23 protein-coding genes are annotated in these 24,737 nt (G+C 26.8%); 17 read left to right on the top strand and 6 right to left on the bottom strand.

Annotated elements, in window-relative coordinates; all coding sequences use genetic code 11:
* Positions 1 to 20: 20 nt before the first annotated feature.
* Complete coding sequence (locus LPB137_RS14725) at positions 21 to 149, bottom strand: hypothetical protein (protein WP_272936867.1); 129 nt, start codon at positions 147 to 149, stop codon at positions 21 to 23.
* A 119-nt stretch (positions 150 to 268) separates the two neighbouring features.
* On the opposite strand from LPB137_RS14725, the gene LPB137_RS04850 reads away from it, so the two are divergent.
* Genes LPB137_RS04850 through LPB137_RS04865 form a run of 4 tightly spaced genes read left to right on the top strand, consistent with a single transcriptional unit; the run spans position 269 to position 4,351 of the window.
* Positions 269 to 457 carry a sodium-dependent tyrosine transporter gene (locus LPB137_RS04850; protein WP_076085132.1) on the top strand — a complete coding sequence of 63 codons (189 nt, stop codon included), beginning with the start codon at positions 269 to 271 and terminating at the stop codon, positions 455 to 457.
* Positions 458 to 473: 16 nt separating this feature from the next.
* Complete coding sequence (locus LPB137_RS04855) at positions 474 to 2,387, top strand: sensor histidine kinase (RefSeq protein WP_076085135.1); 1,914 nt, start codon at positions 474 to 476, stop codon at positions 2,385 to 2,387.
* Between the two features lie 60 nt (positions 2,388 to 2,447).
* On the top strand, positions 2,448 to 3,857 hold the full coding sequence (gene aspA / locus LPB137_RS04860) for an aspartate ammonia-lyase (RefSeq protein WP_076085138.1): 1,410 nt from the start codon (positions 2,448 to 2,450) through the stop codon (positions 3,855 to 3,857).
* Positions 3,857 to 4,351 (top strand): asparaginase domain-containing protein, encoded by a 495-nt coding sequence (locus LPB137_RS04865; protein WP_076085141.1) that lies wholly within the window; start codon positions 3,857 to 3,859, stop codon positions 4,349 to 4,351. The genes aspA and LPB137_RS04865 overlap by 1 nt, the downstream gene beginning before the upstream one ends.
* An 11-nt stretch (positions 4,352 to 4,362) precedes the next feature.
* Here the strand turns inward: LPB137_RS04865 and LPB137_RS04870 are convergent, their stop codons facing one another.
* The gene (locus LPB137_RS04870) at positions 4,363 to 4,872 is read right to left on the bottom strand and encodes a ferritin (RefSeq protein WP_076085144.1); all 510 of its coding nucleotides are present in this window, start codon (positions 4,870 to 4,872) and stop codon (positions 4,363 to 4,365) included.
* A gap of 112 nt (positions 4,873 to 4,984) precedes the next feature.
* Between LPB137_RS04870 and LPB137_RS04875 the strand changes: the two genes are divergently transcribed.
* On the top strand, positions 4,985 to 5,905 hold the full coding sequence (locus LPB137_RS04875; RefSeq protein ID WP_076085147.1) for a manganese-dependent inorganic pyrophosphatase: 921 nt from the start codon (positions 4,985 to 4,987) through the stop codon (positions 5,903 to 5,905).
* A gap of 45 nt (positions 5,906 to 5,950) precedes the next feature.
* On the opposite strand, the gene LPB137_RS04880 is transcribed toward LPB137_RS04875, so the two are convergent.
* The gene (locus tag LPB137_RS04880; protein WP_076085150.1) at positions 5,951 to 6,541 is read right to left on the bottom strand and encodes a DUF134 domain-containing protein; all 591 of its coding nucleotides are present in this window, start codon (positions 6,539 to 6,541) and stop codon (positions 5,951 to 5,953) included.
* Between the two features lie 104 nt (positions 6,542 to 6,645).
* On the opposite strand from LPB137_RS04880, the gene LPB137_RS04885 reads away from it, so the two are divergent.
* The 6 genes from LPB137_RS04885 (at position 6,646) to LPB137_RS04910 (ending at position 11,187) form a co-directional block, all read left to right on the top strand.
* Positions 6,646 to 6,858 (top strand): DUF4492 domain-containing protein, encoded by a 213-nt coding sequence (locus tag LPB137_RS04885; RefSeq protein WP_076085153.1) that lies wholly within the window; start codon positions 6,646 to 6,648, stop codon positions 6,856 to 6,858.
* A 10-nt stretch (positions 6,859 to 6,868) separates the two neighbouring features.
* Positions 6,869 to 8,398, top strand: a complete 1,530-nt coding sequence (locus LPB137_RS04890) for a cytochrome ubiquinol oxidase subunit I (protein WP_076085156.1) — start codon at positions 6,869 to 6,871, stop codon at positions 8,396 to 8,398.
* A complete protein-coding gene (gene cydB, locus LPB137_RS04895; RefSeq protein WP_076085159.1) occupies positions 8,399 to 9,532 on the top strand; it encodes a cytochrome d ubiquinol oxidase subunit II in 1,134 nt (377 codons plus the stop codon).
* A gap of 111 nt (positions 9,533 to 9,643) precedes the next feature.
* Positions 9,644 to 10,048 carry a NifB/NifX family molybdenum-iron cluster-binding protein gene (locus LPB137_RS04900; protein WP_076085162.1) on the top strand — a complete coding sequence of 135 codons (405 nt, stop codon included), beginning with the start codon at positions 9,644 to 9,646 and terminating at the stop codon, positions 10,046 to 10,048.
* Positions 10,049 to 10,097: 49 nt separating this feature from the next.
* Positions 10,098 to 10,673, top strand: coding sequence for a superoxide dismutase (locus tag LPB137_RS04905; protein WP_076085166.1), 576 nt, complete (start codon positions 10,098 to 10,100; stop codon positions 10,671 to 10,673).
* 79 nt (positions 10,674 to 10,752) lie between these two features.
* Positions 10,753 to 11,187, top strand: a complete 435-nt coding sequence (locus tag LPB137_RS04910; RefSeq protein ID WP_076085169.1) for an Lcl C-terminal domain-containing protein — start codon at positions 10,753 to 10,755, stop codon at positions 11,185 to 11,187.
* Positions 11,188 to 11,198: 11 nt separating this feature from the next.
* Here the strand turns inward: LPB137_RS04910 and LPB137_RS04915 are convergent, their stop codons facing one another.
* On the bottom strand, positions 11,199 to 12,260 hold the full coding sequence (locus LPB137_RS04915) for an agmatinase family protein (protein ID WP_076085172.1): 1,062 nt from the start codon (positions 12,258 to 12,260) through the stop codon (positions 11,199 to 11,201).
* 122 nt (positions 12,261 to 12,382) lie between these two features.
* On the opposite strand from LPB137_RS04915, the gene LPB137_RS04920 reads away from it, so the two are divergent.
* The 5 genes from LPB137_RS04920 (at position 12,383) to LPB137_RS04940 (ending at position 18,857) form a co-directional block, all read left to right on the top strand.
* The gene (locus LPB137_RS04920; protein ID WP_076085175.1) at positions 12,383 to 13,468 is read left to right on the top strand and encodes a DNA alkylation repair protein; all 1,086 of its coding nucleotides are present in this window, start codon (positions 12,383 to 12,385) and stop codon (positions 13,466 to 13,468) included.
* Positions 13,452 to 13,919: a Cys-tRNA(Pro) deacylase gene (ybaK, locus tag LPB137_RS04925; RefSeq protein ID WP_076085178.1), complete on the top strand. Its 468-nt coding sequence runs from the start codon at positions 13,452 to 13,454 to the stop codon at positions 13,917 to 13,919. The genes LPB137_RS04920 and ybaK overlap by 17 nt, the downstream gene beginning before the upstream one ends.
* A 101-nt stretch (positions 13,920 to 14,020) precedes the next feature.
* Complete coding sequence (locus tag LPB137_RS04930) at positions 14,021 to 17,206, top strand: NAD-glutamate dehydrogenase domain-containing protein (RefSeq protein ID WP_076085181.1); 3,186 nt, start codon at positions 14,021 to 14,023, stop codon at positions 17,204 to 17,206.
* Between the two features lie 62 nt (positions 17,207 to 17,268).
* The gene (locus LPB137_RS04935) at positions 17,269 to 17,475 is read left to right on the top strand and encodes a hypothetical protein (protein ID WP_076085184.1); all 207 of its coding nucleotides are present in this window, start codon (positions 17,269 to 17,271) and stop codon (positions 17,473 to 17,475) included.
* A gap of 239 nt (positions 17,476 to 17,714) precedes the next feature.
* Positions 17,715 to 18,857 (top strand): tyrosine-type recombinase/integrase, encoded by a 1,143-nt coding sequence (locus tag LPB137_RS04940; RefSeq protein WP_076085187.1) that lies wholly within the window; start codon positions 17,715 to 17,717, stop codon positions 18,855 to 18,857.
* On the opposite strand, the gene LPB137_RS04945 is transcribed toward LPB137_RS04940, so the two are convergent.
* The gene (locus LPB137_RS04945) at positions 18,854 to 19,105 is read right to left on the bottom strand and encodes a hypothetical protein (protein ID WP_076085190.1); all 252 of its coding nucleotides are present in this window, start codon (positions 19,103 to 19,105) and stop codon (positions 18,854 to 18,856) included. The genes LPB137_RS04940 and LPB137_RS04945 overlap by 4 nt on opposite strands.
* Positions 19,106 to 20,978: 1,873 nt before the next feature.
* On the opposite strand from LPB137_RS04945, the gene LPB137_RS04950 reads away from it, so the two are divergent.
* The gene (locus tag LPB137_RS04950; protein WP_076085193.1) at positions 20,979 to 21,233 is read left to right on the top strand and encodes a hypothetical protein; all 255 of its coding nucleotides are present in this window, start codon (positions 20,979 to 20,981) and stop codon (positions 21,231 to 21,233) included.
* Between the two features lie 380 nt (positions 21,234 to 21,613).
* On the opposite strand, the gene LPB137_RS04955 is transcribed toward LPB137_RS04950, so the two are convergent.
* Positions 21,614 to 24,730: an efflux RND transporter permease subunit gene (locus LPB137_RS04955; RefSeq protein ID WP_076085196.1), complete on the bottom strand. Its 3,117-nt coding sequence runs from the start codon at positions 24,728 to 24,730 to the stop codon at positions 21,614 to 21,616.
* Positions 24,731 to 24,737 lie beyond the last annotated feature (7 nt).

Here is a 24,737-nt window from a genome sequence, read left to right on the forward strand (position 1 = left end):
TAAAAAATTGTACTAGGATATTAAAAGTATCCTAATACTTTGTGATGTTTATATAAAAAGCTTTTTGATACATCAAAAAATTCTATAAAAATAGAATTTATTTCATCAATCATGCTTCTTTTTACACTAGAATTTGAAAATGTAGTCATAATAAATCCTTTCTCTTTTGATAATTATAATTAGTTTTAATTTAAATGTAAAGTATTTTTTATAAATTACTTTAAATTTCTTAACTTTATGTTAAAATTAAGAAAAACAAAGGATTAGAATGTTTGTACAATTAAATGAAAGAGTTTTTTTAAACTTAAATAAAATCACAAGAACAAAAATTGACCATGTTGAAGATGGAATTAGAGTAAGATTCTATGAAGGTCAAGATCAAGTTGCAAAGTCACAAAGATTTGATGATGTAAAAAAAGCTGAAAAATGGTTGAAAAAACTTCTTAAGAGTGCATAGCTAAAAGGATTATTAAATGAACTTAAAAAATGAAAGCAAATTACTTTTTATAATTAGATATGCTCTACCATTTTTTATTTTAATAATCTCAATATTTGCAACTTTATTTTTACATTCTCAAAGTAAATCTGATTTTGAGAATGTAAAAAAAGAAATCGAAGAAAAATTTATTCAAAATAATAAATTAATCATAAAAGAACAAATTGAAACAATTTATTCTCAAATTATTTCAAAGCAAGAATCTACAGAAAAAAATCTAAAAGAATCCCTTCAATCAAGAATTTATGAAGTTCATTTGATAGTCTCAAATATTTATAAAAAATATAAAGATACTCACTCTAAAAAAGAAATAAGAGATATTATAAATGTGATTATAAAATCAATTAAATTTAATGATAATAGAGGCTACTTTTTTATTTATGATAAAAATGCAACTGGTGTTATTCATCCTTTATTACCTGATTTTGAAGGAAAGAATTTAGTAAATCTTCAAGATAGTAAAGGTGAGTTTATATTAAAAGAATCCTTAGATTTATTAGAAAATAATGATGAATCATTTCAAGAGTGGTATTTTAGAAAAGATAAAAATGATTTGAACGATTATAAAAAAATTGGTTTTATAAAAAATATTTATGAATTAGATTGGTTTATAGGAACTGGCGAATATATTCAAGATTTTACAAAAGAAGTAAAAAAAAGCATTTTAGATGAGTTTAATTTAATAGATTTTGATAATGCTAATAAATATCTCATAATTATAGATGAAAATAATAAATATATAAAACATACAAACAGTGAACTTCTTGGTAAAAGTATTAGTGCTGCTGCAAAAAAATATAAAGTTAATATTAATACACAAGAAGTACGAAATATTTCAAAAGCTGGTGGATATATAACTATTAAGTTTCCAAAACCTAATAATATTACACCAAGATTAAAAATAATATATAGTAAACTAATACCAAAATGGAACTGGATGATTTCAACTGGTTTTTATGTTGATGAAGTGCAAGTTTTAATTGATAAAGAAAAAGAAAAATTCGCTAAAAAACATGATAATGAATTAAAGAATATTTATTTACTCTCTTTGCTAGTTACTTTTGCACTTTTACTAATATCTTTTCTTATTTCTAAGCTTATTGAAAAAAGATTTAATGAATATAAATTAAATATAAATAAACAAATAAAAGAAAATCAAAAACAATATGAATTACTTTCTCAAAAATCTAAACTTGCAGCAATGGGAGAGATGATAGGAAATATTGCTCATCAATGGCGACAGCCTTTATCTGTAATTACAACAGCTTCTTCTGGAATAAAAATACAAAAAGAAACAGATTTATTGACTGATAAAATTTTATTTGATTCTTTGGATATTATTATCTTAACATCTGAGCATTTATCAAATACAATTGAAGATTTTAAAGATTATTTTAAGCCAGATAAAGAGAAAAGTATTTTTCTTATTGAAAAACCTATTAAGAAAACTTTTAGGCTTTTATTATCACAATCAAATATTAAAAAAGTAACTTTTATAAAAGATATAAATACTTTAAAAATTGAAGGATATGAAAGAGAACTTTTACAAGTTTTATTAAATATTTTAAATAATGCAATAGATGCTTTTGCTGAGGATACGAAGAATAAATACATATTTGTTAGTGCATATGAGAAAAATCAAAATGCAATTATTGAAATAAAAGATAATGCAGGAGGAATAGAAAAAGATTTATTAAAAAGAATTTTTGAACCTTATTTTACTACAAAACATAAATCACAAGGTACAGGTCTTGGACTGTATATTTCTCAAGAGATAATATCTAGGCATATGAATGGAAAAATTGAAGCTAAAAATACAAGTTTTACTTATAATGATGAAAAATATACTGGAGTTAAATTTTGTATTATTCTGCCTCTTCTTAAAGATTAAAGCACACTTTTTATATACTTTTGTTTTATATGATTTTAACACAAAAACAAAAGGCAAATAATGCAAGAAGAACACAGAATTGAAAAAGATTTTTTAGGCGAAAAAGAGATAGAAAAAAATGCTTATTACGGAATACAAACATTAAGAGCAAAAGAAAATTTTGATATAACAAATACAGATATATCTTTATTTCCAACTTTTATTAAGTCACTTGCAAAAGTTAAAAAAGCTTGTGCTTTGACTAACTTCGAATTAGGTGATTTAAATGATAGACAAAGAGATGCTATTATTCAAGCTTGTAATGAAATAATAGATGGAAAGTTTCATGACCAGTTTATAGTTGACCCTATTCAAGGAGGAGCTGGAACTTCAACTAATATGAATGCAAATGAAGTTATTGCAAATAGAGCCTTAGAAATTCTTGGTGAAAAAAGAAGTGCTTATCATATTATTCATCCTAATAATCATATCAATATGAGTCAATCAACAAATGATGTATATCCTACAGCCATTAAAATCACACTTTATGAATTAATTTATAGATTGAAAGATTCACTTCGATATTTAAGAGATTGTTTTCATGAAAAAGCACATGAATTTAAAGATGTTTTAAAAATGGGAAGAACTCAACTTCAAGATGCCGTTCCTATGACACTTGGACAAGAGTTTAAAACTTATGAAGTTATGATTGATGAAGATATTTTTAGATTAAGAGATGCCCAAGCAATGCTTAAAGAAGTTAACTTAGGTGCAACTGCAATTGGTACGGGAATTAATACAAAAGACTCATACCAAAGAAAAGCAATAAGTAATTTAAGAGAAGTAACAGGTATTGATTATGTAAGTGCTGGAGATTTAATAGAAGCTACACAAGATACAGGCGCTTTTGTTCATATTTCTGGAATCTTAAAAAGAGTTGCTATTAAAATTTCTAAAATTTGTAATGATTTACGTCTTTTAAGCTCAGGACCACGTGCTGGATTTAATGAAATAAATCTTCCAAAAGTACAACCAGGTTCTTCAATAATGCCAGGAAAAGTAAATCCTGTTATTCCTGAAGTTGTAAACCAAGTTGCTTTTGAAGTAATTGGTGCTGATGTTACGATTTCAATGGCTAGTGAAGGGGGACAATTACAATTAAATGTTTTTGAACCAATTATTGCTTATAAACTTTTTACTTCAATTAATATGATGAGACGTTCATTTTATACTCTTGCTGATAAGTGTGTAAAAGGAATAACTGCAAATGAAGATATTTGTATGGAATATATTTTAAACTCAGTTACAATTGTAACTTCATTAAATCCAATTTTAGGTTATGAAACATGCTCAGCAATCGCTAAAGAAGCCTTAGCAACAAACAGAAGAGTTTATGATATTGTCTTAGAAAAAGAACTATTTACAAAAGAAGAATTAGATAAACTTCTTCATCCAAAAAATATGGTTCATAATTATTCGAGTGTACTATAATGAATGTAACTATCATAAACACAGGTGGAACTTTTAATAAAAGATATAACCCTTTAAAAGGAATTCTAGAAGTTCCAAGCGATAATATTGCTTTAAATAAAATCATTGAATCTTGTCATAATGTAAACTTTGAAATTAAGAATATAGTTTCAAAAGATAGTTTGGATATGGATGATAATGATAGACAAGTTATTACAAAAGCTGTAAATGAAACAGCAAATGATAATATTATTATAATTCATGGAACAGATACTGTTGATTTAACATCAGCATTTTTAAGACAGCAAGTAAAAAATAAAAAGATTGTGTTTACAGGTGCAATGGTTCCTATGAGTATTGATGAAGTTGAAGCGACAATGAATTTCTCGCAAGCTTTAGGCTTTTTAAGTGCAAATGTTGAAAATGGAATATATCTTGCTATGCATGGTGTTGTAGTTGATGCTTCTAAGTTGGTTAAAAATAGAAAAGAAGGAAAATTTTTAATTCAAGAGTAAAGCCTAGGCTTTTACTCTTGAGTTGGATCTACAAAACTTCTAGAAGCTAGTTCTTTATCAATTGTATACAATCCATAACCATTATCTCCAACAAGCTTAATATGGTCAATAATCTCTCCAACAGTTGCTTCTTCTTCAACTTGTTCTGTTACATACCATTGCAATAAATTATATGTAGCATGATCTTTATCTTTCATTGCTAAATCAGATAAGTTATTTAAATTTTTTGTCATAGTTTGTTCATGTGCTAATGACTTTTTAAATACATCAAGTAATGATTTATATTCTACTTTAACAGCGTCAATTGTAGGAAGTGAGAGTTCTACATTTTGATCTTCAAGATATTTAAATAATTTCATACCATGAGATACTTCTTCTTGATATTGAATTAAAAACCAAGATGCTGCACCATTAAACCCCTCTTTAGATGAATATGCACTCATACCTAAATAAATATATGCTGAGTGAAATTCTTTATTTAATTGTATAATTAATTCTTTTTGTAATGCTTTACTAATCATTGTTACTCCTTAAAGGTTTATTATACATTAATTTTAGTAATTGTTCTTTAAAATACTCCTAACAAAAGTTTAGATAAAATGGGCAAAAATATATAATATAGGAAAATACAATATGGCAATTTATACATGTGGACATACAACTCCTGATTCAGACTCAATCTGTTCAGCGATTTCATTAGGATATTTATTAAATAAAATTGGACGTGAAGCAATTCCAGCACGTCAAGGTCCTGTTTCTCCTGAAACTCAATTTATTTTAGATAAGTTTGGTTTTGAAGCACCATTATTAAAAACTGAATTTGCAGGTGAAGAATTATTTATCACTGATTATTCAGACAAAGGTCAAGCACCTGCTGATATTGATCAAGCGACTGTAGTTGGTATCGTAGATCATCATAAATTAGGTGATATTACAACTTCAACTCCATTAGAGTGTTGGATTAGACCTGTTGGTTGTACTAATACAATTGTAAAAGAAATGTATGATTATCATGGTGTTGAAATTCCAGTAAATATTGCAGGTATTATGTTATGTGCAATTTTATCTGATACTGTAATTTTTAAATCACCAACTTGTACTCCAATTGATATGAAAATTGTAAAAGAATTAGCGGAGATTGCTGGTATTAATGATTTTGCTGCACTTGGAATGGAAATGTTTAAAGTTAAATCAGCAGTTGAAGGTGTTCCTGTTAGAGATTTAATCTTAAGAGATTATAAACCTTTTGATATGCACGGAAATGCTGTTGGAATTGGACAACTTGAAGTAATTGATTTGGCTATTTTTGATTCAATAAAAGATGATTTAGAAGCAGATTTAGAAGACTTAAGAGCAGAAAAGAATCTTCATACAGCATGTTTAATCTTAACTGATATTATGAAAGAAGGTTCAGAAATTTTAGTAGCTTCTGTTGATAATTCAATTTTTGAAACAGCATTTAATAAAGAATTAGTTGATGGAAAAGTTTGGTTAGATGGGTGTTTATCTAGAAAAAAACAAATTATTCCTTTCTTAGAACCAGCATTTGCTTAAATGCTTTAAATAATCCCTTCTTGGGATTATTTGTCTTTTTTTAACTCAAAAGTTTATTATAGTTAATAAGTCTTTTTTACTATTTATTTGTTTCTCATAAGCTTGTATCCCTTTTGAAAGTAGTGAGTTTTTCAATCCTTCTCCTATCTTACTTGATACAAATACATTTACATTAAAATCTAAAAATATTTTAGGTAAAACAATTGCAGGTTTTGAGTTATTTATAAAAACTTCATTTTCAAATACTTTTATTAAAGTTACATCATTTTCTTGCATTTTATAAATATGTATAAATTCATCAGTTGCTAGCATAGATTCAAAATCATTTTTATTAGAACTACAAATAGCAACAATATAACTTGTACTTTCGTCTTCAATTGATATCTTATTTCCATATACTATTGCTCTTGTCAATTTTTGTCTTGCATTTTTTAATATTCTAGTAAATGTAGGTCTTGAAACTTGCATACTAATAGCAGCTTCTTCTTGATATAAATCTAAAATATCCATTAAATATATAGCTTCCATCTCTTCATTTAATAAAGTACTAACTGCATTATATTTTTTATTTTCAGGAACAAACTCTTTAAATGATGGTTTAAAAGTTAAGTTTCTCTTTGTTTTTTCTCTTCCCATTATTATCCTTGTTTAAAATAATATCTAAATTCTCTTGAAATATTCTTGACATATGTTCAATAAAGTGTTATCATTTTGAACATATGTCAACAAAAGGAGATTTTATGTTGAATATCAAAAATATTTACTCTTTTTATATTAATGGTTTTAAAAACATGACTATTGGAAAAACATTATGGAAACTCATATTAATAAAACTATTGGTTATATTTCTTTTTCTTAACTATTTTGTACATGATAAATCTTTAAAAAGTGAATATAAGACATATGAGGAAAAAGTTGATTTTGTATATAAAAATTTAACTAAAGAAAATTGAGGATAATAAAATGGAAGAACATTTAGTTGATTGGTCAAGAGCACAGTTTGCACTTACTGCAATGTATCATTGGATATTCGTTCCATTGACATTGGGGCTTGGTTTTATTGTAGCTATTATGGAAAGTATTTATGTAAAAACAAATGATGAATTTTGGAAAAAAACAACAAAATTTTGGATGGGTTTATTTGCAATAAATTTTGCTATTGGAGTTGCAACAGGAATTATAATGGAGTTTGAGTTTGGTACAAACTGGGCAAATTACTCTTGGTTTGTAGGTGATATTTTTGGTGCACCTTTAGCGGTTGAAGGTATTTTAGCATTTTTTATGGAAAGTACTTTTTTTGCTGTTATGTTTTTTGGATGGGATAAAGTAAGTAAAGGTTTTCATCTTCTATCAACTTGGCTAGTAGCTGTTGGTTCAAACTTATCAGCACTTTGGATTTTAGTTGCAAATGGATGGATGCAATATCCTGTTGGAATGACTTTTAATCCAGATACTGTAAGAAATGAAATGAATAACTTTTGGGATGTTTTATTCTCACCTGTTGCAGTTAGTAAGTTTTTGCATACAATTGCTAGTGGTTATGTATTAGCTTCTTTATTTGTAATTGGTATTAGTTCATGGTATTTATTAAAGAAGAGAGATATTTTATTTGCTAAAAGATCTATTATTATAGGTTCTACTTTTGGACTTATTACTTCGCTTTTTTTAATTTTAAGTGGAGATGAGTCAGCTCATCAAGTTGCACTTAAACAACCTATGAAACTTGCAGCAATGGAAGGATTATATGAAGGAACAACAGATGCAGGAATTGTGGCTATGGGAATATTAAATCCTAAAAAAACAATTTCAAATGATGAAGAACCTTTTCTTTTAGAAGTAACAGCTCCTTATGCACTTTCACTTCTAGGGTATCACGATATACATGCTTTTGTCCCTGGAATTAAAGATTTAGTTTATGGAAATGTAGAACAAGGAATTATCAGTACACAAGAGAAAATGCAAAAAGGAAAACTTGCAGTTCAAGCTTTAGAAAATTATAAAGAAGCTAAGAAAGCAAAAAATGAAGATCAATTACTTCAATCAAAAGCAGTTCTTGATGAAAATATGAAGTATTTTGGTTATGGACATATTAAAAAAGTAGAAGATGTAGTTCCTCCTGTTGCTATTAGTTTTTATTCTTTTCATATTATGGTTGCACTTGGTTCTTGGTTTACACTACTTTTTACAATGGTATTATTTTTTGCAACAAAAAGAGATATTTTGAAATACCCATTACTTTTAAAAGCAGCTTTATGGAGCATTCCTTTAGGTTATATCGCAAGTGAAGCTGGATGGGTTGTTGCAGAAGTTGGAAGACAACCTTGGGCTATTCAAGATTTAATGCCAGTTGGAATTGCTGCTACTAAAATAGCTACAACAAATGTAATGATAAGTTTCTTTATTTTTGCAACTTTATTTACAGTATTACTAATTGCAGAAGTGAAAATAATGACTAAACAAATAGGTCTTGGATCTGAAAGTAAGGAGCATTAAATGGGTTTTGGAACATTAGAACTTTTAACACTTCAACAATATTGGTGGATGATAATATCTTTATTAGGTGGTCTTTTTGTGTTTATTATGTTTGTACAAGGTGGACAAACTTTAATGGATAAATTAAGTGATAGTGAAATAGAAAAAACTATGTTAATTAATAGTATTGGAAGAAAATGGGAATTAGGTTTTACAACTTTAGTTCTGTTTGGTGGTGCTTTATTTGCAGCTTTTCCACTATTTTATGCAACTAGTTTTGGTGGAGCTTATTGGGTATGGTTAGCTATTTTATTTTGTTTTATTATTCAAGCTGTAAGTTATGAATTTAGAACAAAACCTAATAATTTTCTAGGACAAAAAACATATGAAATGTTTTTAAAAATCAATGGAAATATTGGAACTTTTTTATTAGGAGTTGCTATTAGTACATTTTTTAGTGGGAGTGAGTTTATAGTTGATTCAAACAATTTTGTAGATTGGCAAAACCCACTAAGAGGTTTAGAATCACTACTTAATCCATATAATTATTTACTAGGCTTTGCGCTTGTATATTTAGCAAAAATAAGTGGAGCTTTATATTTTATTAATAATATTGATCACCATGAAATAAGACAAAGAGCTGTTTTATCTATTAAAACAAATATGATTTTCTTTTTACTCTCGTTTTTAAGTTTTATGACTTGGATTCTTATAAAAGATGGATATGCAGTTGATAGTGAAGGTTTTGTGTCTATAGAAAGATTTAAATATTTTCAAAATTTTATTGATATGCCAATTGTTTTAGTTATGTTTTTAATAGGTGTAGCAATGGTAATTATTGCTGTATTTGTTACAGTTATTTTTAGAAAAACTTGTTGTATTAAGACAGGTGGAATTGGAATAGTTCTTACTGTAATGGCTGTTTTATTAAATGTTGGATTAAACAACACAGCTTATTATCCTTCAACAGTTGACTTACAAAGTAGTCTTACAATAGTAAATAGTTCAGGAAGTCATTATACTTTGATAACAATGTCTTATGTATCATTGATGGTACCTTTTGTATTAGCTTATATTACTTACGCTTGGTATAGCATGGATAAAGTAAAAATTACAAAAGAAGAAATTCAATCTCCTGATTCTCATAATTATTAAAAAGGTTAAAAATATGGAATATTTAAGTGAATTAATTTGGTTAAGTCTTTGGCCCGTGGTTATATATCTAGGATATAAAATCTCAATAATAAACGCAACAAAGGAAATAAAATGATTGCAATACCAGTAAAAACAAATAAAGAAAATACAGCAGTGTCAACAATGTTCGGGAAAGCTAAATATTTTGCTTTAATCTCAAATGATAAAATAGAAATTATAAGAAATGAGCATGCAGGTGGAAGAGCAGTTGCGACATGGTTAAAAAGTATGAATGTAGATATCCTTATAACTTCTCATATGGGTGATAATCCATTTTCTGTACTTTTAGAAATGGGAATAAAAGTTTATTTTGCCGGAAACGAAAGAATTGAAATGAATGATGTTTTATTAAAATATGCAGATGGAGAATTACCACCTTTAACTTTAGAGAATTTTAAAACACTTATGAAAGATGATTTACACAATAATCGTAAATCAAAAAATAAAGAATTAAATAAAAGTTCTATATTTATTTAGTTTATAGTAATATTAATGCTTATATTAATTTAAACAAAAAGGATAAAAAATGAAACATGTATTAATGACTTTACCTTATACTTCAGATGCATTAGAACCATTAATGTCAAAAGAAACTTTAGAGTTTCACTATGGAAAACACCACCAAACTTATGTTAATAAATTAAATGAATTAATTGAAAATACTAAATATGAAAATTTATCATTAAATGAAATAATAAAAACTTCAGAAGGTGGGGTTTTTAATAACGCAGCACAAGTTTCTAACCATGATTTTTTCTGGAATGGTTTAACTCCTAATCAAACAAATATTCCTTCAAATCTTGAAGATGAGTTAGTTAAAGCTTTTGGAAGTGTTGAAGAATTTAAAAAAGAATTTACGGCAAAAGCAATAGGACAATTTGGTTCAGGTTGGGCTTGGTTGGTTCAAGATGAAAATAAAAACTTAAAAATAATTACAACTTCAAATGCACAAACACCAATTCAAAGTGATTTAAAACCACTATTAGTATGTGATGTTTGGGAACATGCTTATTATATAGATGTAAGAAATGCAAGACCTGCTTATTTAGAAAATTTTTGGAAACTTGTTAATTGGAATTTTGTAGAAAAAAACCTTGATTGATTAATATTTGATTGTAATCAATATTATTTTGAAGTAAGTAAGTTATAATCACTGATAATTTATATTATAAGGCTAATTTATGAAAAAATACTCTTTATTTATTTTATTCTTTATTTTAACTTACTGTTGTAATGCTCAAATGTTTAATGAAAGTGAATCTATTATAAAAGATACAAATACAAATTTATTATGGGAAGACACAAAGGAAGCTAAGAGTATAAAAAGAACTTTTAAACAAGCTAATGATTATTGTAAAAATTTAGAGCTAGATGGGCATAAGAATTGGAAAGTACCAGGTTTTATGCCTTTATTTTCACTTGTTGATACAAAAGTTTATAATCCTACTTTATCAAAAAAATTTAAATATTTTGTTTCTGATAATTACTGGACAAGTAAAACTTTTGGACATGCTACAAGTGGCGAAGCTTTTGTTATAAACTTTCTTTCTGGTGCTTTTAATAGGGAATTGATGGAAGACAAGTTTTTTGTAAGATGTTACAAAATTTTAAAATAAGAGAAAATAGATTATTTATATTCTATTTTCTCATTAGAAGCTAAAAGTGCTCCACAAAGTTGATATAAAATTCTAGCACCTACATTTTCATCCCATCCATTTTTACTAGTTCCAACCTCACATAAATCAAAACCAATAATATTTCTTCCACTTTTGACTATTAAAAATATTAGATACTCAAGTTGTGAAAAACTAAGACCACTAGGAACTGGTGTACCTGTATTTGGGCAGTTAATTGGTTCTAGACCATCAATATCAATTGATAAGTAAACATTATTTGGAAGCTGTTCAATATATGGAGTAAAAACTTCTTTTAAAGATTTTCCATTTGCTAATTCTTCTTTCATTTGTGAGTCATATAAACAAGAACCTTTATTTCCATAATCTTTTAATCTATTTGCTTCTTCACTTGAATAATCTCTAATTCCAAATTGAACAAGTTTTGAGATTTTTTTACATTCATTCATTGCATTATAAAAAATAGAAGCATGAGAATAGGTAAAGCCTTCATAAGCACATCGTAAGTCATGATGAGCATCGACATGAAGTATTCCAAAATCTTCATCTTGTGTATCATTTAAAGCTTTTATAAGACCAAGTGGTGAAGAGTGATCACCACCTACAACGCCAACAGATTTACCTTTTTTGATTTGTTTGATTGCTTTTTTATAAACAGAAGTATTTAAAATATCTGATGCCTCATTTACAAATTTGAGTGCTTTTTTATCTTCATTACCTTTTTCTATGGCATCTATTACTTTAATAGCTTTTTTTCTAGCTTTATTGCTTAACTCTAATAAATCCTTATCAGTTTCAAGCATAGCAATACCAGCAGTATAAGGTTTAATATAATGGTAGTTTTCTACATCAAGTTGATGACTTGAAAGTTTAATAGCATCAGGAGCTTTTGCTGTACCTTGTCCATATGACACTGTAGCTTCCCAAGGAACTGGTATTAAAACTAAAGAAGCTTCTTTGGGATTTAATCTTCCTCCTATAAAACCATCATTTTGAGCAGGTGGTAAGCCTTGTTCTAAAATTTCTATTTCTTCTTCTAATGTTCTGTATGACATTAATTTTCCTATTTAATAATATGAATAAATTATATGATAAAAAAGTCAATAAAAATGTTAATTTTGATTTATTTAAAAAATTTTGAGTAAAATGATTTCAAATATTAAAAAAAGAACTTCTAATGGCAACACAATTAAAATATGTATATACAAAAGAATATATTACAAACCTTGCAATAAAAATCAATGAAATTGAAAAAAGTTTTGATGTAAATAAGTTTATAAAATCAATTTTTGATTCTACTTGGGATGATTTAGAATTAAAACAAAGAATGAGGCAGATTGCAAATAAGTTAAATGATACTTTAATTTTTACTTATGAAAAACAACTTGATATTTTAAAAGAAGTTTCAAAAAGCTTTTCATCTTTTGAGGCTATGTTTTTTCAAGATTTTGTAGAAGTTTATGGACTTGAAGATTTTGATAATTCTATAAAAGCTTTAAAAGTCTTTACAATTGATTCAAGTAGTGAATTTGCTATAAGACAGTTTATTTTAAAATATGAAGATAAAACTATGAAGGAATTAAAAATATGGGCAAAAAATGAAAATGAACATATTAGAAGACTAGCTTGTGAGGGCTGTCGTCCAAGACTTCCTTGGGCAGTTTCATTGAGCATTTTTAAGAAAAATCCTGCAAAAGTTTTAGAAATTATTGAAATACTTAAAAATGATAAAAGTGTATATGTTCAAAAATCTGTCGCAAATAATTTAAATGATATTTTAAAAGATAATCCATCTTTAGTAATCAAGTTTGTTAAAAATAATCTAGAAAAAACAAAAGAACTAGATTGGATTTGTAAACATGCAAGTAGAACCTTACTTAAAAATGGGGATAAAGAGATATTAAAACTTTTTAATTTTGACAAATCTTCACATATAAAAATTAAAGATTTTACTTGTGATAATTCTGTAAATATTAATGAAAATCTAAATTTCTCTTTTGAATTAAAAAGCGATGAAAAAATTGGAAATATAAGAGTTGAATATATTATTGATTATTTAAAAGTGAACAAAAAACATAATAAAAAGATTTTTATGATAAGCCAAAATGAAATTAAATCTAAATCTAAAAAATTTACAAAAAAACAAAGCTTTAATAATATGACTACAAGAAAACATTATATTGGAAAGCACTATATTTCAATTTTAATAAATGGTGAAGAAAAAATAAAGAAGGAGTTTGAGTTAAATGACACCAGCAATTAATTTACTTAAAAAAAATAAATGTGATTTTAAAATACATAAATATGAACATGACCCACTTTGTACAGATTTTGGAAATGAAGCAGTAGAAAAATTGGGACTTAATGCAAAACAAGTATATAAAACACTATTAGTAGAATTAAGTCCAAAGCAATTGGCAGTTTGCGTAATTCCTGTTGCAAATCAATTAAGTCTGAAAGATGTTGCTAATGCTTTTGGTGTAAAAAAAGCTATTATGGCAAATAAAGATGAAGCCCAAAAGGTTACGGGTTATTTACTTGGGGGAATTTCTCCTTTAGGACAGAAAAAAAGACTTAAAACTGTTTTAGATACAAGTTCACAAGAATTTGAAACAATATTTATAAGTGGTGGAAAAAGAGGTTTAGATATTGAAGTTAAATCAAAAGACTTAATAAAGCTTTTAAATGCAATTAATTTTAAAGTTACTGCATAGTATGAAAAAATAAAGAAGTTAAAAGATATTTTTTATCTTTTAACAAAGATTTAACTTTTAAAGAGTAAGATTTTAATATAAAACTATATAAGGATTATATTATGTCAACATCAGATATTCAAGCTATTTGTTCTCAGTTATTAACACCTGATGATTTAGCAGTTGATGATAAACTTTTTGAACAAGTATTAAAAGAAAAAATAGTTACTAAAATATTAGAAAATAAAAAAACTAAATATATAAAAATATTCTCAAAAGAACAACTTTTTTTATCTCATATAACACCATTACTACATAATATTGGTTTTGAGATTATTGATGAAGTTACATATAATGTAGCAAATGAAAAAGAACTTATTTATATTTCAAGGTTTAATCTAAATGTAGAAAATTTTGAAAAAATTGAAGAAGCAAAAGAAAATATTGAAGCAATAATTTCTTATTCTTTAAAAGATTGTAGTGTTAAACACTCAAAAGCTTATAGTTTAGTTTATAAAGAAAACCTAGATTTACGAAAAATAATGCTAATACGTGCTTTTATAGAATATATAGATCAAGCAGTTTTAACAATAAATTCAGCAACAATACTAAAAACTCTTACAACAAATCATATCTTAGCTTCTATTTTTGTAAAATATTTTATTACAAAATTTGAACCAAATATTGAAGATAGAAGTGCTAAATTAGAAGCAATTGAAAATAGTATAAAAGAAGAGATTAAAAATATTCCTCAAATCATTGATGATAAAATTTTAAATATAACACTGTTATTTTTAAAATCACTTTTAAGAACAAACTACTTTTTAAATCAAGAAACAATCTCTTTTAAAATAAATACAAAAGAGTTTGCTAAAGATTTAAAAGGCCTACAACCAAATATTGAAAACTTTATTTTCCATAGAGATTTTTATGGTGTTCATTTAAGAATGTCAAAGGTTTCAAGAGGTGGTTTAAGATGGTCTGATAGACATGATGATTATAGACAAGAAGTAAAGTCTTTAATGATTACACAAGAAGGTAAAAACTCTATTATTATTCCTGATGGATCAAAAGGTGGTTTTGTAATTAACAAAAATCAAGCCGATATTACAAAAGAATATTTTAAAGAAATTTATTCATTATTTATAAATGCAAATTTAGATTTAGTTGATAATATGATTGATGGAAAAATTGTAAAAAATGATAAAGTAGTTTGTTATGATGAAGATGATGCATATTTTGTAGTTGCTGCTGATAAAGGAACTGCTGCAATGAGTGATGTTGCAAACTCAATCGCAATAAAACGTAATTACTGGTTAGGGGATGCCTTTGCAAGTGGAGGTTCTAATGGTTTTGGTCATAAAGATTTAGGTATTACTGCTCGTGGTGCAATTATGTCTTCAAAGAGGTTTTTTATAGAAGAGGGCGTTGATATTTATAAAGATGAAATATCAATAATTGGAATTGGCTCTATGAGTGGAGACGTTTTTGGTAATGGAATGATTGAATCAAAAACATTTAAATTATTAGGTGCAATTTCTCATAAAGATATATTTATAGATCCAAATCCAGATATAAAAAAATCGTTTATTGAAAGAAAAAGATTATTTGAGTCTAACAGTGGTGGCTGGAAAAGTTATGATAAATCTCTTATTTCAAAAGGCGGTGGAGTATTTGCAAGAAGTGATAAACAAATACCCGTGAGTGCTGAGATTAAAAAACTTTTAGGAATAGATATTGATGTAATATCAGGTGAAGAATTATGTAAAAGATTACTAACATTAGATGTTGATATGCTATTTAATGGTGGGGTTGGAACTTATGTAAAAGCAAGTGATGAAAATAATCTTGATATTGGTGATAAGCAAAATGAAGCAGTGAGGGTTGATGCAAATGAATTAAAAGCAAAAATTGTTTGTGAGGGTGGGAACTTAGGTTTTACTCAAAAATCAAGAATAGAATATGCTTTAAATGGAGGACGAATTAATCTTGATGCAATTGATAATTCAGCAGGAGTAAATACATCAGATCACGAAGTAAACTTAAAAATATTACTAAAAAGTATTCAAGAACAAGGTATTTTAAATCAAAAACAATCAGAAGAAACACTTGATTCCCTAAAAGAGCAAGTTGTTCAAATGGTTTTACAAAATAATTATGACCAAGCTTTTATTGTTTCTATTGATGAAAGATTTTCAAGAAAATATTTAAATGATTATATACGTTCAATTGAAATTCTAGAAGAAAATATTGAAGCATTTAATAGAAGAGATTTTTATATTCCCAAAAATGAAAGTATAAATGAGATAATAGATATAAATGGTTCAATTGTACGACCAGTTTTAGGTTCATTAATTTCATATAGTAAAATATTTGTAAAAAAAATATTAATAGAATCAAAACTTATTGATGAAGCTTTTGCCTTACAATACTTATATAAATATTTTCCAAAATCTTTTGTTGGAGCTTATGAGCATGAAATATTAAACCATCCACTAAAAAGAGAAATTATTGCAACAATGATTGCTGATATTATAATTAATCATCAAGGTGTTACATTTATTTCTGATTATAAGAAATTAGGAAAAGAGAGATATTTATTAAAAATAAAATCTTATTTAGTTGCAAAACAATTATTTGGAACATATGATATTAGAAAAAAAATATATTCTCAAGACTATATTATGGATATAGAAGAGCAATATAATCTTGTTAATAAACTAGAATATATATTATATGCAAGTACAAGATGGATGGTAAAATATCTTAAAAAGAATGAATTAGATTCTGTGCATATTTTAGATTATAAAGATGAATTATTTACATTGTTATCACAGGTACATAGAGAAGATACTAAAGTTTTAATTAAAGGTGATGAGCAGTTTAATCAGTTTTTTACTGTAATTGATTACTTACGATTTGCAATTGCTGCAATTGTTATTAAACAAGATACTCATCACTCTTTTAAAGATGTAATAGTATTGTTCTATTCATTAATTCATGAGTTTAATATTCTTGAAATTATAATAGAATTAAATAAAGTGAAAATTACAAGTGCAAGTGATATGACACTTCGAGGTCAAGTATTACAATTTATTGAGTTTATTGTAGTTCACTACACAAAAAAAATACTAGAGTTTCAAAGAGTTGATGAAGAACCACAAGATGCTTTTTCAAACTTTATATCAAATGAAAAAGCAATTTTTTATAAAGTAAGAGAGCATTTAGATAATTTTATGGCAAAAGAAAACAAAGATATTAAAGAAATAGCGATAACTGTTAATCAATTAATGGTATCATTAATATAAGATGATATTATAATAGTATATTAAGTTTTAGTAATATATACTTAAAAAAGAAAGGATAAAAAATGAGTAATTTTAATAATGAACCAACAAACGATAAAATTGAAGATTATAATGGAAAAGAATCACCAGAAAAAAGAAATATTGTTAGATTAGTAGTAATTCTGATTTTAATAATAGGAGCTTTTTTTGCTTACTTAAAAACAACATCTTTACCAAGTGATTATATAGGTACTCCTGAAAACCCAGGTATTAATACTAGTAAAAATTAAATCATGTTAAAAAAGCAAGTTTTAAACTTGCTTTTTTTAATTAATCTTGTGTATTCATCATCCCCACAATGACTTTTCTACTATAAAATCTACATAGCCTATTTTAAGGCTACAAGTCCTATTAAGTAGCATATACAAGTTTTTTAAGTGTTCATCTATTAACCCCTTTTAACTCCGTTAAAACTATATAAAATCTATTTTAGGGTATAAATAGGGTATAAAAAATAAGGGCACTTCTGATGATAAAAACAAAATACACTGGCGTGTATTATCGAGAGAACCAAAATAAAACTAAAACATTTTACATTAAGTACAAGATTAAAGGTAAACAGCAACTTAAAAAGATTGGAACTAGTGCAGAGGGAATAACAGCTGCATATGCTTCTAAATTAAGAGCAAAAGAAGTTTCTGTTGATAGATTAAAAGATGATGCTCCATTTGCTAGTATTGATAAGAATTTGACTTTTGATGAATCTTTTAACTTATACTATGAATACTCAAAATATAATCAAAAAGATTACTATACTAATTTGAAAAGATATAACAAGCATATAAAAGACGAAATAGGGCATATGCCTTTAGCCAGAATAGATAAAAGAGTAATATCAAATCTAAAAAAAGTTTTTTTAAGTAAGGTAAATGATAGAACTAAAAAACCATATGCCCAAGCAACTATAAATCACTTCTTTGATTTAATTAGATCTGTTTTTAATTATATTATTAATGAAAAAAGTTTAAACCTAATAAACCCAGCTAGTAGCAAGTCATTAAAGAGATTGAAAGTTGATAATAAAAGAGAAAGATATTTAGAGCTTGATGAAATAAAGGTTCTATTTGAAGAAGTTGTAAAAGAGTTTGATAGAAAGTTTCAGCATACAGATGTGAAAGTAAAAATATTAAGTTTTTTAATGTTAAGCTTTTCAACTGGCGCTAGACTTGGTTCTGTAACAACAATAAAAAAACAAGATCTAAATTTCAAGCAAAAAACCATACTGATTAAAAACCATAAAACAGGTAAAACATATACAGGATATATTCATCCTAAATACGAAGACTTTTTATTAAAGAGGTGTAATGACTTAAAAATAAATGACTATATTGTATCAGGTACTAAAGAAGTTTATAAACAGCCAACTATTAACTATCATCTAAAGCCAATACTTGATAAACTTTTTAATAAAGGATTAACTTCAAATGATTCACAAAACAGAGCAGTGATACACACTTTCAGACACACATTTGCTTCTCACCTCGCAATAGATGGGACACCACTTTATACTATAATGAAATTAATGAATCATGAAGATATAAGTCAAACAATAAGATATGCAAAGTTAAGTTCTGACAATGGATCTGTAAATGTTTTTGGTTTACAGTTCTAAATATCCAGCACTTTTACTTGTTTATTGATTATTTGCTCTGCAATAGTAACTATACTATAAAGTGGTTTACTCCTTTGCTTTCCATTAAGTCTAGTAAAGGGCAATCCAGTTCCATTGTTTCTTGCATTTTCAAGAGCTTTTTCTGTAAGACCTAAAACTTCTGAAACTTCCTTTGGTTCTAAAGTTAGTTTTCCGTATTTTGTAAATAGTAAATCTACTTGAAATTTGATTTTGTCTTTATCATTCATATTTCTTCTTTCTTGACATTTATTTTCTTTTTACTTTGATAATTATTGGTAAGTAAACATTAAAATTGTATAAAGATTTATGTGCAATATAATGCGTATGAAATATACTATACAATTAAATATCCTCTATTGAGTTCCTGAATATGCAATTACTATTGCTAAATGTGTTATAGTAACTTTACTTTTTAATAATAGTATACTTCTACTAGTTATAAGTGTTAGTATTTTTCCTTTAACTTTGGAGTTCAACACTAATTCTAAAAGTATTTGGCTAACCCCGAATTTAGCTGTTAAAGATACTTTACGTTCATTTGAAGTTTTTTAAATTATCTCATTTTAATAGAATTTTAGAGTAGCAATTTTATCTTTTAAATTTTATTTAGACTTAGTACATTTTAATATTTTAGAGACTAGGGAAAAGTGTTGGGATATGGGATGTTTTAAATAAAAATATCACAATTAATGTAATTGGATTTAGTGTCCCGTTTTATTTGCTTATCAACTCTCCTCTATACCCTTTAAAATAGATGCTCTGTAGAATTTTATAATACTTACTTTTATTCTTAGTCCTTGAAAAATCCTTGCTTCGTATGCCATTTAATAAGCTTAATAAAAACTAACATTTTATAATTAGTATCTTACTTTAAGTTAATAAATTAATTTTAGTTTTTTTAGTATTACAATATATGACATTTTTAATAAATAATATACATTATTCATCGTTTTCTATCAAGTTTTTTTATATTTACTTAGCTTACAAAATCATATATACTTGTTCTATAAATATTTAGAGCTTGGCAAGCTACATATCTGCTTGGTAGATTTATCACTTGATAGATTTGCTAAGCTCTAAGTATTTTATTTAGATGTGTAACTTGCCAATTTCATAATCTAATTTTAATACAAATCCAAAATATCTTAATTTAAATACAAATTATTGAAGCCACTTAAGTGTTGGAGAATATTTTTATGTTTAAAAAAAGGAGGTACTCTAGCAATTCTTAACATGTTAGTTTGGCGACTACAAGAATTGCTAAAATGATTACTAATCATAACAAATATCTAAATAAAAATCAACCTATATTTATTACATTCTCAAAATCTACTTAATTGTTGAGAATAAAGTAATGTCTAAAATAACTAAAAAAAGCGGTAGAGTATAAGGACTGAACAGTAAGCGAAATCTTGCGATAAAAATTAAAAACTTATACAAGGCAAGTAGCCACTTGTCGTATAGAGGGTAATTCCCTTTTAGTAAGGTTAGCCAAATAAGAGACCAAATCAGCAAGGTGTGAGGAAGTGTATGTGGTACGATTCACCTTGGAGATGCCCGTTCTACTATTTTAATAGTAGCAAGGACACTCCTATAGATTTACCAGTTAAGATATAAAATAGAGGTTTTTAAATAAACAAAAATGTTTTACTGGATTTAATTAAATTTGTAGGTTATTAGATAAGGGGAACCGTCTAGTGTAATTGTGTCGTAGATTAAGAGCTGAACAATAATCTACTAAATGTCGAAGCATAAGTCCTGCAAAAGCCGTGTCATTTGCAAATTTTTAGACTAACTTGTCCTGTACTATTTTGTTAAATACAAAGTAGTACAAGGGCAAGTTGTCTCCACTCCAGAGCCATTCCCTACCATATCATTCTTTAGCCCAAGTCGAACAGAAAGATTACCCTAAAAGACAGGAGACAACTGAGACAAAAAAGGTGGAACTATTTATTAATATAAATAATAAATGATTTGAGCTTTATAATAACTATGATTTTCTCTAGCAAAAATATTTAATACTTTATTCCAAACAGATATTAAATTCTAAAAGAGTGTCATTTCATTAAATAAAACAAAACAATAAAGGATAGTATACAAATGAAGATTTTTTATAAAAGAACAGATCTTACAGAACTTGAATATAATAATTTACTTAAATGTATAGATTTTGATAAATTAAAAGAAGTTGAAAAACAGTATAAAGATTATGAGTTTTTTAAAGGATTTAATATAATAGAAAAATTATATAATCCCAAGAATATAGAATATAGTTCTAGTAAATCTACGGCAGCATCTAAAGCTACTAAAGCTAGAAGTAAAAAAGTTAAATATAAAATAAATATAGCAATTTAAATACTTCAAACAGAAAAAAAAACTATAACTCATTATGCATTAGCTAAAAAATCTGGAGTAAGTTTTAACACTGTGAAAAAACATATATCTGATAATAATTTAGTTTCATTAAATGAAATGAAACAGTAAAGAGTATCCTACATATTAAATATATTAATAATCTTTGTTCCATATTTCCTTAATGTTTGTGGAACTTTACAGTTTTTACTTTTTGAACACTTTGTGGAACATCGAAAGCCTGTAATAACTGACTTAGTTCCAAATATAAGAGGTTGTTGACAACGAATGTGAATTTGATATAAATAAGCGATAATAGTATATTTATATCAAATTTAACAACATTTAAAATCAATCACATTTTATTAAATGTGATTGATTCTTTAATGTGATAAATCACAATCTGCCATTTTCCCTTTTTGTTTTATTGCCAAAATATAAAATATTGCAGGTATTATAATTAGTGTTAGAAATGCTGAACTTATCATTCCTCCAATCATTGGAGCAGCAATTCTTTGCATAACTTCACTACCAACACCATTTATATACATAATAGGAATTAGTCCACCTAAGATTGCAAAAAGAGTCATTAGTTTTGGTCTAAGTCTTAATACAGCACCTTTATAAATAGCATGAAATATATGAGTTTTATCTGGCTCTATACATTTTTCTTTTAATTCAAGCATTGCTTCATGTAAATAAACTAACATTACAATTGAGGTCTCTGCAGCAACTCCTAGAAGTGCAAGAAAGCCAACAATAACTGCAATAGAAATATTAAAGTTTAAAAAGTCAAGATAAAATATTCCACCTGTTAAAGCAAAGGGAAGAGTAAAGAAAATAATCACCGTATATGTTAAATTTCTAAGTGCAAAATATATAAGAATAAATATAATTACAAAGGTTAAAGGAATAATATATGTTAATCTTTGCATTGCTGATTCTAAATACTCACTTTGCCCTGCCCATTCAAAGTAGAACCCTTCAGGAAGCTTAATATCCGTTAAAAGTTCTTTTGCTTCATCTTTATATTGTTTTGCAGAAATACCATTTTTAGGAGTTATATATATAAAGTTTACATTTAAAGCCTTTTCTGATTTTATTACAGAAGGTCCCTCTTCATATTTTAAATTTGCAAACATTTCTAGAGGTTGAAATCCTAACTTAGTTTTTACTTGAAGATTACGCAAAGTTGTAATATCTTCTCTTTGAGTTGTTTCAAATCTAAGAGAAATAGGATACCTTTCAAGACCATCTAAAAATGTAGATACTTTTGCTCCGGCAACACCTAATGAAACTGTAGACAATACATCATTTTTTGTAATTCCAAAACGTGTTAACATTTCTTCTTTAACATCAATATTTAAGTAATAACCAGAGTTAATTTTATCAGTTGATACAGAAAGTGTTTTATCAAACTTCTTTAACTTTTGTTCAATTACTCCTGCAGTTTCTTCTAACTTATGATGATCATTTCCATAAAGTTTTATACCAAGAGGCGTTCTAATACCAGTAAGAAGCATATCAATTCTTCCACGAATAGGATAAGTCCAAGAGTTAATTAACCCTGCTACTTGAAGTTTTCTATCCATCTCTTCCATTAGTTTTTTATAGGTCATTCCTTCACGCCATTGATCTTCTGGTTTAAAAGTGATAATAGTTTCAATCATAGCTAAAGGTGCTGGATCTGTAGCTGTATCAGCTCGTCCTGCTTTTCCAAATACAGTATCAACTTCAGGAAAGGATTTTAATATCTTATCTGTTTTCTGAGTTAACTCACGTGATAAATCTACACCAATTCCATACGGAGTTACTGGCATATACATAAAAGTCTGTTCATTCATCATAGGCATAAATTCCCAGTTTTGTTTTTTATAAACTGGATATGCAGCAATTATTGTTCCTATAAAAACAAGAACAATTAAATATCTAAATTTAAGTGAAAGTTTTAAAATTGGGGAATAAAGTTTTATAAAGAATTTATTCAATAAATTTTTATCTTCTCTTAATATTTTCCCTCGTATAAAAAAGACCATAAGAATTGGTACAATTGTAATAGAAAGAAAAGCTCCTGCAATCATAGCAAATGATTTTGTAAATGCTAATGGGGTAAAAAGTCTTCCCTCTTGACCTGTTAAAGCAAAAATTGGTAAAAAAGATACAACTACTAGAACAAGTGCAAAGAATATTGGACGACCAACTTGTTTTGCTGATTTTATTATAATTTCTGTTCTTTCTTCATTTGAGATATTTTCTTTTCCTTGAAGATACTTATGGGCATTTTCAACCATAACAATAGTTGCATCAACCATTGCTCCAATTGCAATTGCAATTCCTCCAAGGCTCATAATATTTGAACCCATTCCAAATGCTTTCATTAGAAGAAATGTGATTAATACTGTTATTGGTAAAGTAATAATTATAATTAAAGCACTTCTAAAATGAAATAAAAATAATCCCGTGATTATCATTACAATAATAGACTCTTCTAAAAGTGTATTTTTTAATGTATCAATTGCTTTATCAATAAGAGATGATCTATCATATGTTTCAACAACTTCAACACCTTCGACATTTAGTGTTTTAATTTTCTCTTTTACAGCTTTTATAACTGCATATGGATTCTCTCCATACCTTACAACTACAATACCACCTACAGTATCACCTTCACCATTTAAATCAGCCATACCACGTCTATTAGAAGATGTAATATTAACATCAGCAATATCTTTTATTTTAAGAGGAATTGAGTTGTTTGTTTTTATTGTAATATTTTCAATATCAACTACTGATTTTAGATATCCTTTAGCTTGAACCATATGTTCAAAGCCATTTTCTAAAATAATTCTACCACCCTTTTCATCATTATTTTTTGTAAGTGCTTTTTTTACTTCTTGAATACTTAAATTGTATTGAACTAATTTATCCTGGTTTAGTGTAATTTCATAGTTTTTAATAAAACCACCAATTGAAGCAATTTCACTTACTCCATCAACTCCAAGTAAGGCATATTTATAATAATAGTCTTGCAAAGTTCTTAGCTCGTCAAGTGATTTTGTATCAGATTTTAAGGCATATTCATAAGCCCAACCAACACCTGTTGCATCTGGTCCAATTGCAACATTTACACCTTGAGGAAAAGTTCCCTGTAATTGTGATAATTGTTCTAGAATTCTATTTCTTGAATCGTATAAATCTGTCCCATCTTTAAATATAATATATATTAAAGCATTTTGAAATGAACTCATCGCCCTTACAGTATCAATATTTGGCAAAGACATTAAATTTGAGATTAAAGGATAAGATACTTGTTCCTCAATTGTTTTTGGACTCTGCCCTGCCCATTTAACCTGAACAATCACTTGTGGTGGTGATAAATCTGGAAGTGCATCAAGACTCGTATTTTTTACTGCCCAAAAAGATGCTACTGTTAAAACTATTACCGAAAATAGAATTAAAAATTTATTTTTAATACTATATGAGATTACACTTTCTACCATAATCTTA

It is taken from the genome of Poseidonibacter parvus (assembly GCF_001956695.1).
GTDB classification, from domain to species: Bacteria; Campylobacterota; Campylobacteria; order Campylobacterales; family Arcobacteraceae; genus Poseidonibacter; species Poseidonibacter parvus.

What these genes read in the sequence shown, in the direction of transcription:
- LPB137_RS14725 (WP_272936867.1), bottom strand. Translation starts at nt 149, where the DNA reads ATGACTACATTTTCAAATTCTAGTGTAAAAAGAAGCATGATTGATGAA.
- LPB137_RS04850 (WP_076085132.1), top strand. Translation starts at nt 269, where the DNA reads ATGTTTGTACAATTAAATGAAAGAGTTTTTTTAAACTTAAATAAAATC.
- LPB137_RS04855 (WP_076085135.1), top strand. Translation starts at nt 474, where the DNA reads ATGAACTTAAAAAATGAAAGCAAATTACTTTTTATAATTAGATATGCT.
- aspA (WP_076085138.1), top strand. Translation starts at nt 2,448, where the DNA reads ATGCAAGAAGAACACAGAATTGAAAAAGATTTTTTAGGCGAAAAAGAG.
- LPB137_RS04865 (WP_076085141.1), top strand. Translation starts at nt 3,857, where the DNA reads ATGAATGTAACTATCATAAACACAGGTGGAACTTTTAATAAAAGATAT.
- LPB137_RS04870 (WP_076085144.1), bottom strand. Translation starts at nt 4,872, where the DNA reads ATGATTAGTAAAGCATTACAAAAAGAATTAATTATACAATTAAATAAA.
- LPB137_RS04875 (WP_076085147.1), top strand. Translation starts at nt 4,985, where the DNA reads ATGGCAATTTATACATGTGGACATACAACTCCTGATTCAGACTCAATC.
- LPB137_RS04880 (WP_076085150.1), bottom strand. Translation starts at nt 6,541, where the DNA reads ATGGGAAGAGAAAAAACAAAGAGAAACTTAACTTTTAAACCATCATTT.
- LPB137_RS04885 (WP_076085153.1), top strand. Translation starts at nt 6,646, where the DNA reads ATGTTGAATATCAAAAATATTTACTCTTTTTATATTAATGGTTTTAAA.
- LPB137_RS04890 (WP_076085156.1), top strand. Translation starts at nt 6,869, where the DNA reads ATGGAAGAACATTTAGTTGATTGGTCAAGAGCACAGTTTGCACTTACT.
- cydB (WP_076085159.1), top strand. Translation starts at nt 8,399, where the DNA reads ATGGGTTTTGGAACATTAGAACTTTTAACACTTCAACAATATTGGTGG.
- LPB137_RS04900 (WP_076085162.1), top strand. Translation starts at nt 9,644, where the DNA reads ATGATTGCAATACCAGTAAAAACAAATAAAGAAAATACAGCAGTGTCA.
- LPB137_RS04905 (WP_076085166.1), top strand. Translation starts at nt 10,098, where the DNA reads ATGAAACATGTATTAATGACTTTACCTTATACTTCAGATGCATTAGAA.
- LPB137_RS04910 (WP_076085169.1), top strand. Translation starts at nt 10,753, where the DNA reads ATGAAAAAATACTCTTTATTTATTTTATTCTTTATTTTAACTTACTGT.
- LPB137_RS04915 (WP_076085172.1), bottom strand. Translation starts at nt 12,260, where the DNA reads ATGTCATACAGAACATTAGAAGAAGAAATAGAAATTTTAGAACAAGGC.
- LPB137_RS04920 (WP_076085175.1), top strand. Translation starts at nt 12,383, where the DNA reads ATGGCAACACAATTAAAATATGTATATACAAAAGAATATATTACAAAC.
- ybaK (WP_076085178.1), top strand. Translation starts at nt 13,452, where the DNA reads ATGACACCAGCAATTAATTTACTTAAAAAAAATAAATGTGATTTTAAA.
- LPB137_RS04930 (WP_076085181.1), top strand. Translation starts at nt 14,021, where the DNA reads ATGTCAACATCAGATATTCAAGCTATTTGTTCTCAGTTATTAACACCT.
- LPB137_RS04935 (WP_076085184.1), top strand. Translation starts at nt 17,269, where the DNA reads ATGAGTAATTTTAATAATGAACCAACAAACGATAAAATTGAAGATTAT.
- LPB137_RS04940 (WP_076085187.1), top strand. Translation starts at nt 17,715, where the DNA reads ATGATAAAAACAAAATACACTGGCGTGTATTATCGAGAGAACCAAAAT.
- LPB137_RS04945 (WP_076085190.1), bottom strand. Translation starts at nt 19,105, where the DNA reads ATGAATGATAAAGACAAAATCAAATTTCAAGTAGATTTACTATTTACA.
- LPB137_RS04950 (WP_076085193.1), top strand. Translation starts at nt 20,979, where the DNA reads ATGAAGATTTTTTATAAAAGAACAGATCTTACAGAACTTGAATATAAT.
- LPB137_RS04955 (WP_076085196.1), bottom strand. Translation starts at nt 24,730, where the DNA reads ATGGTAGAAAGTGTAATCTCATATAGTATTAAAAATAAATTTTTAATT.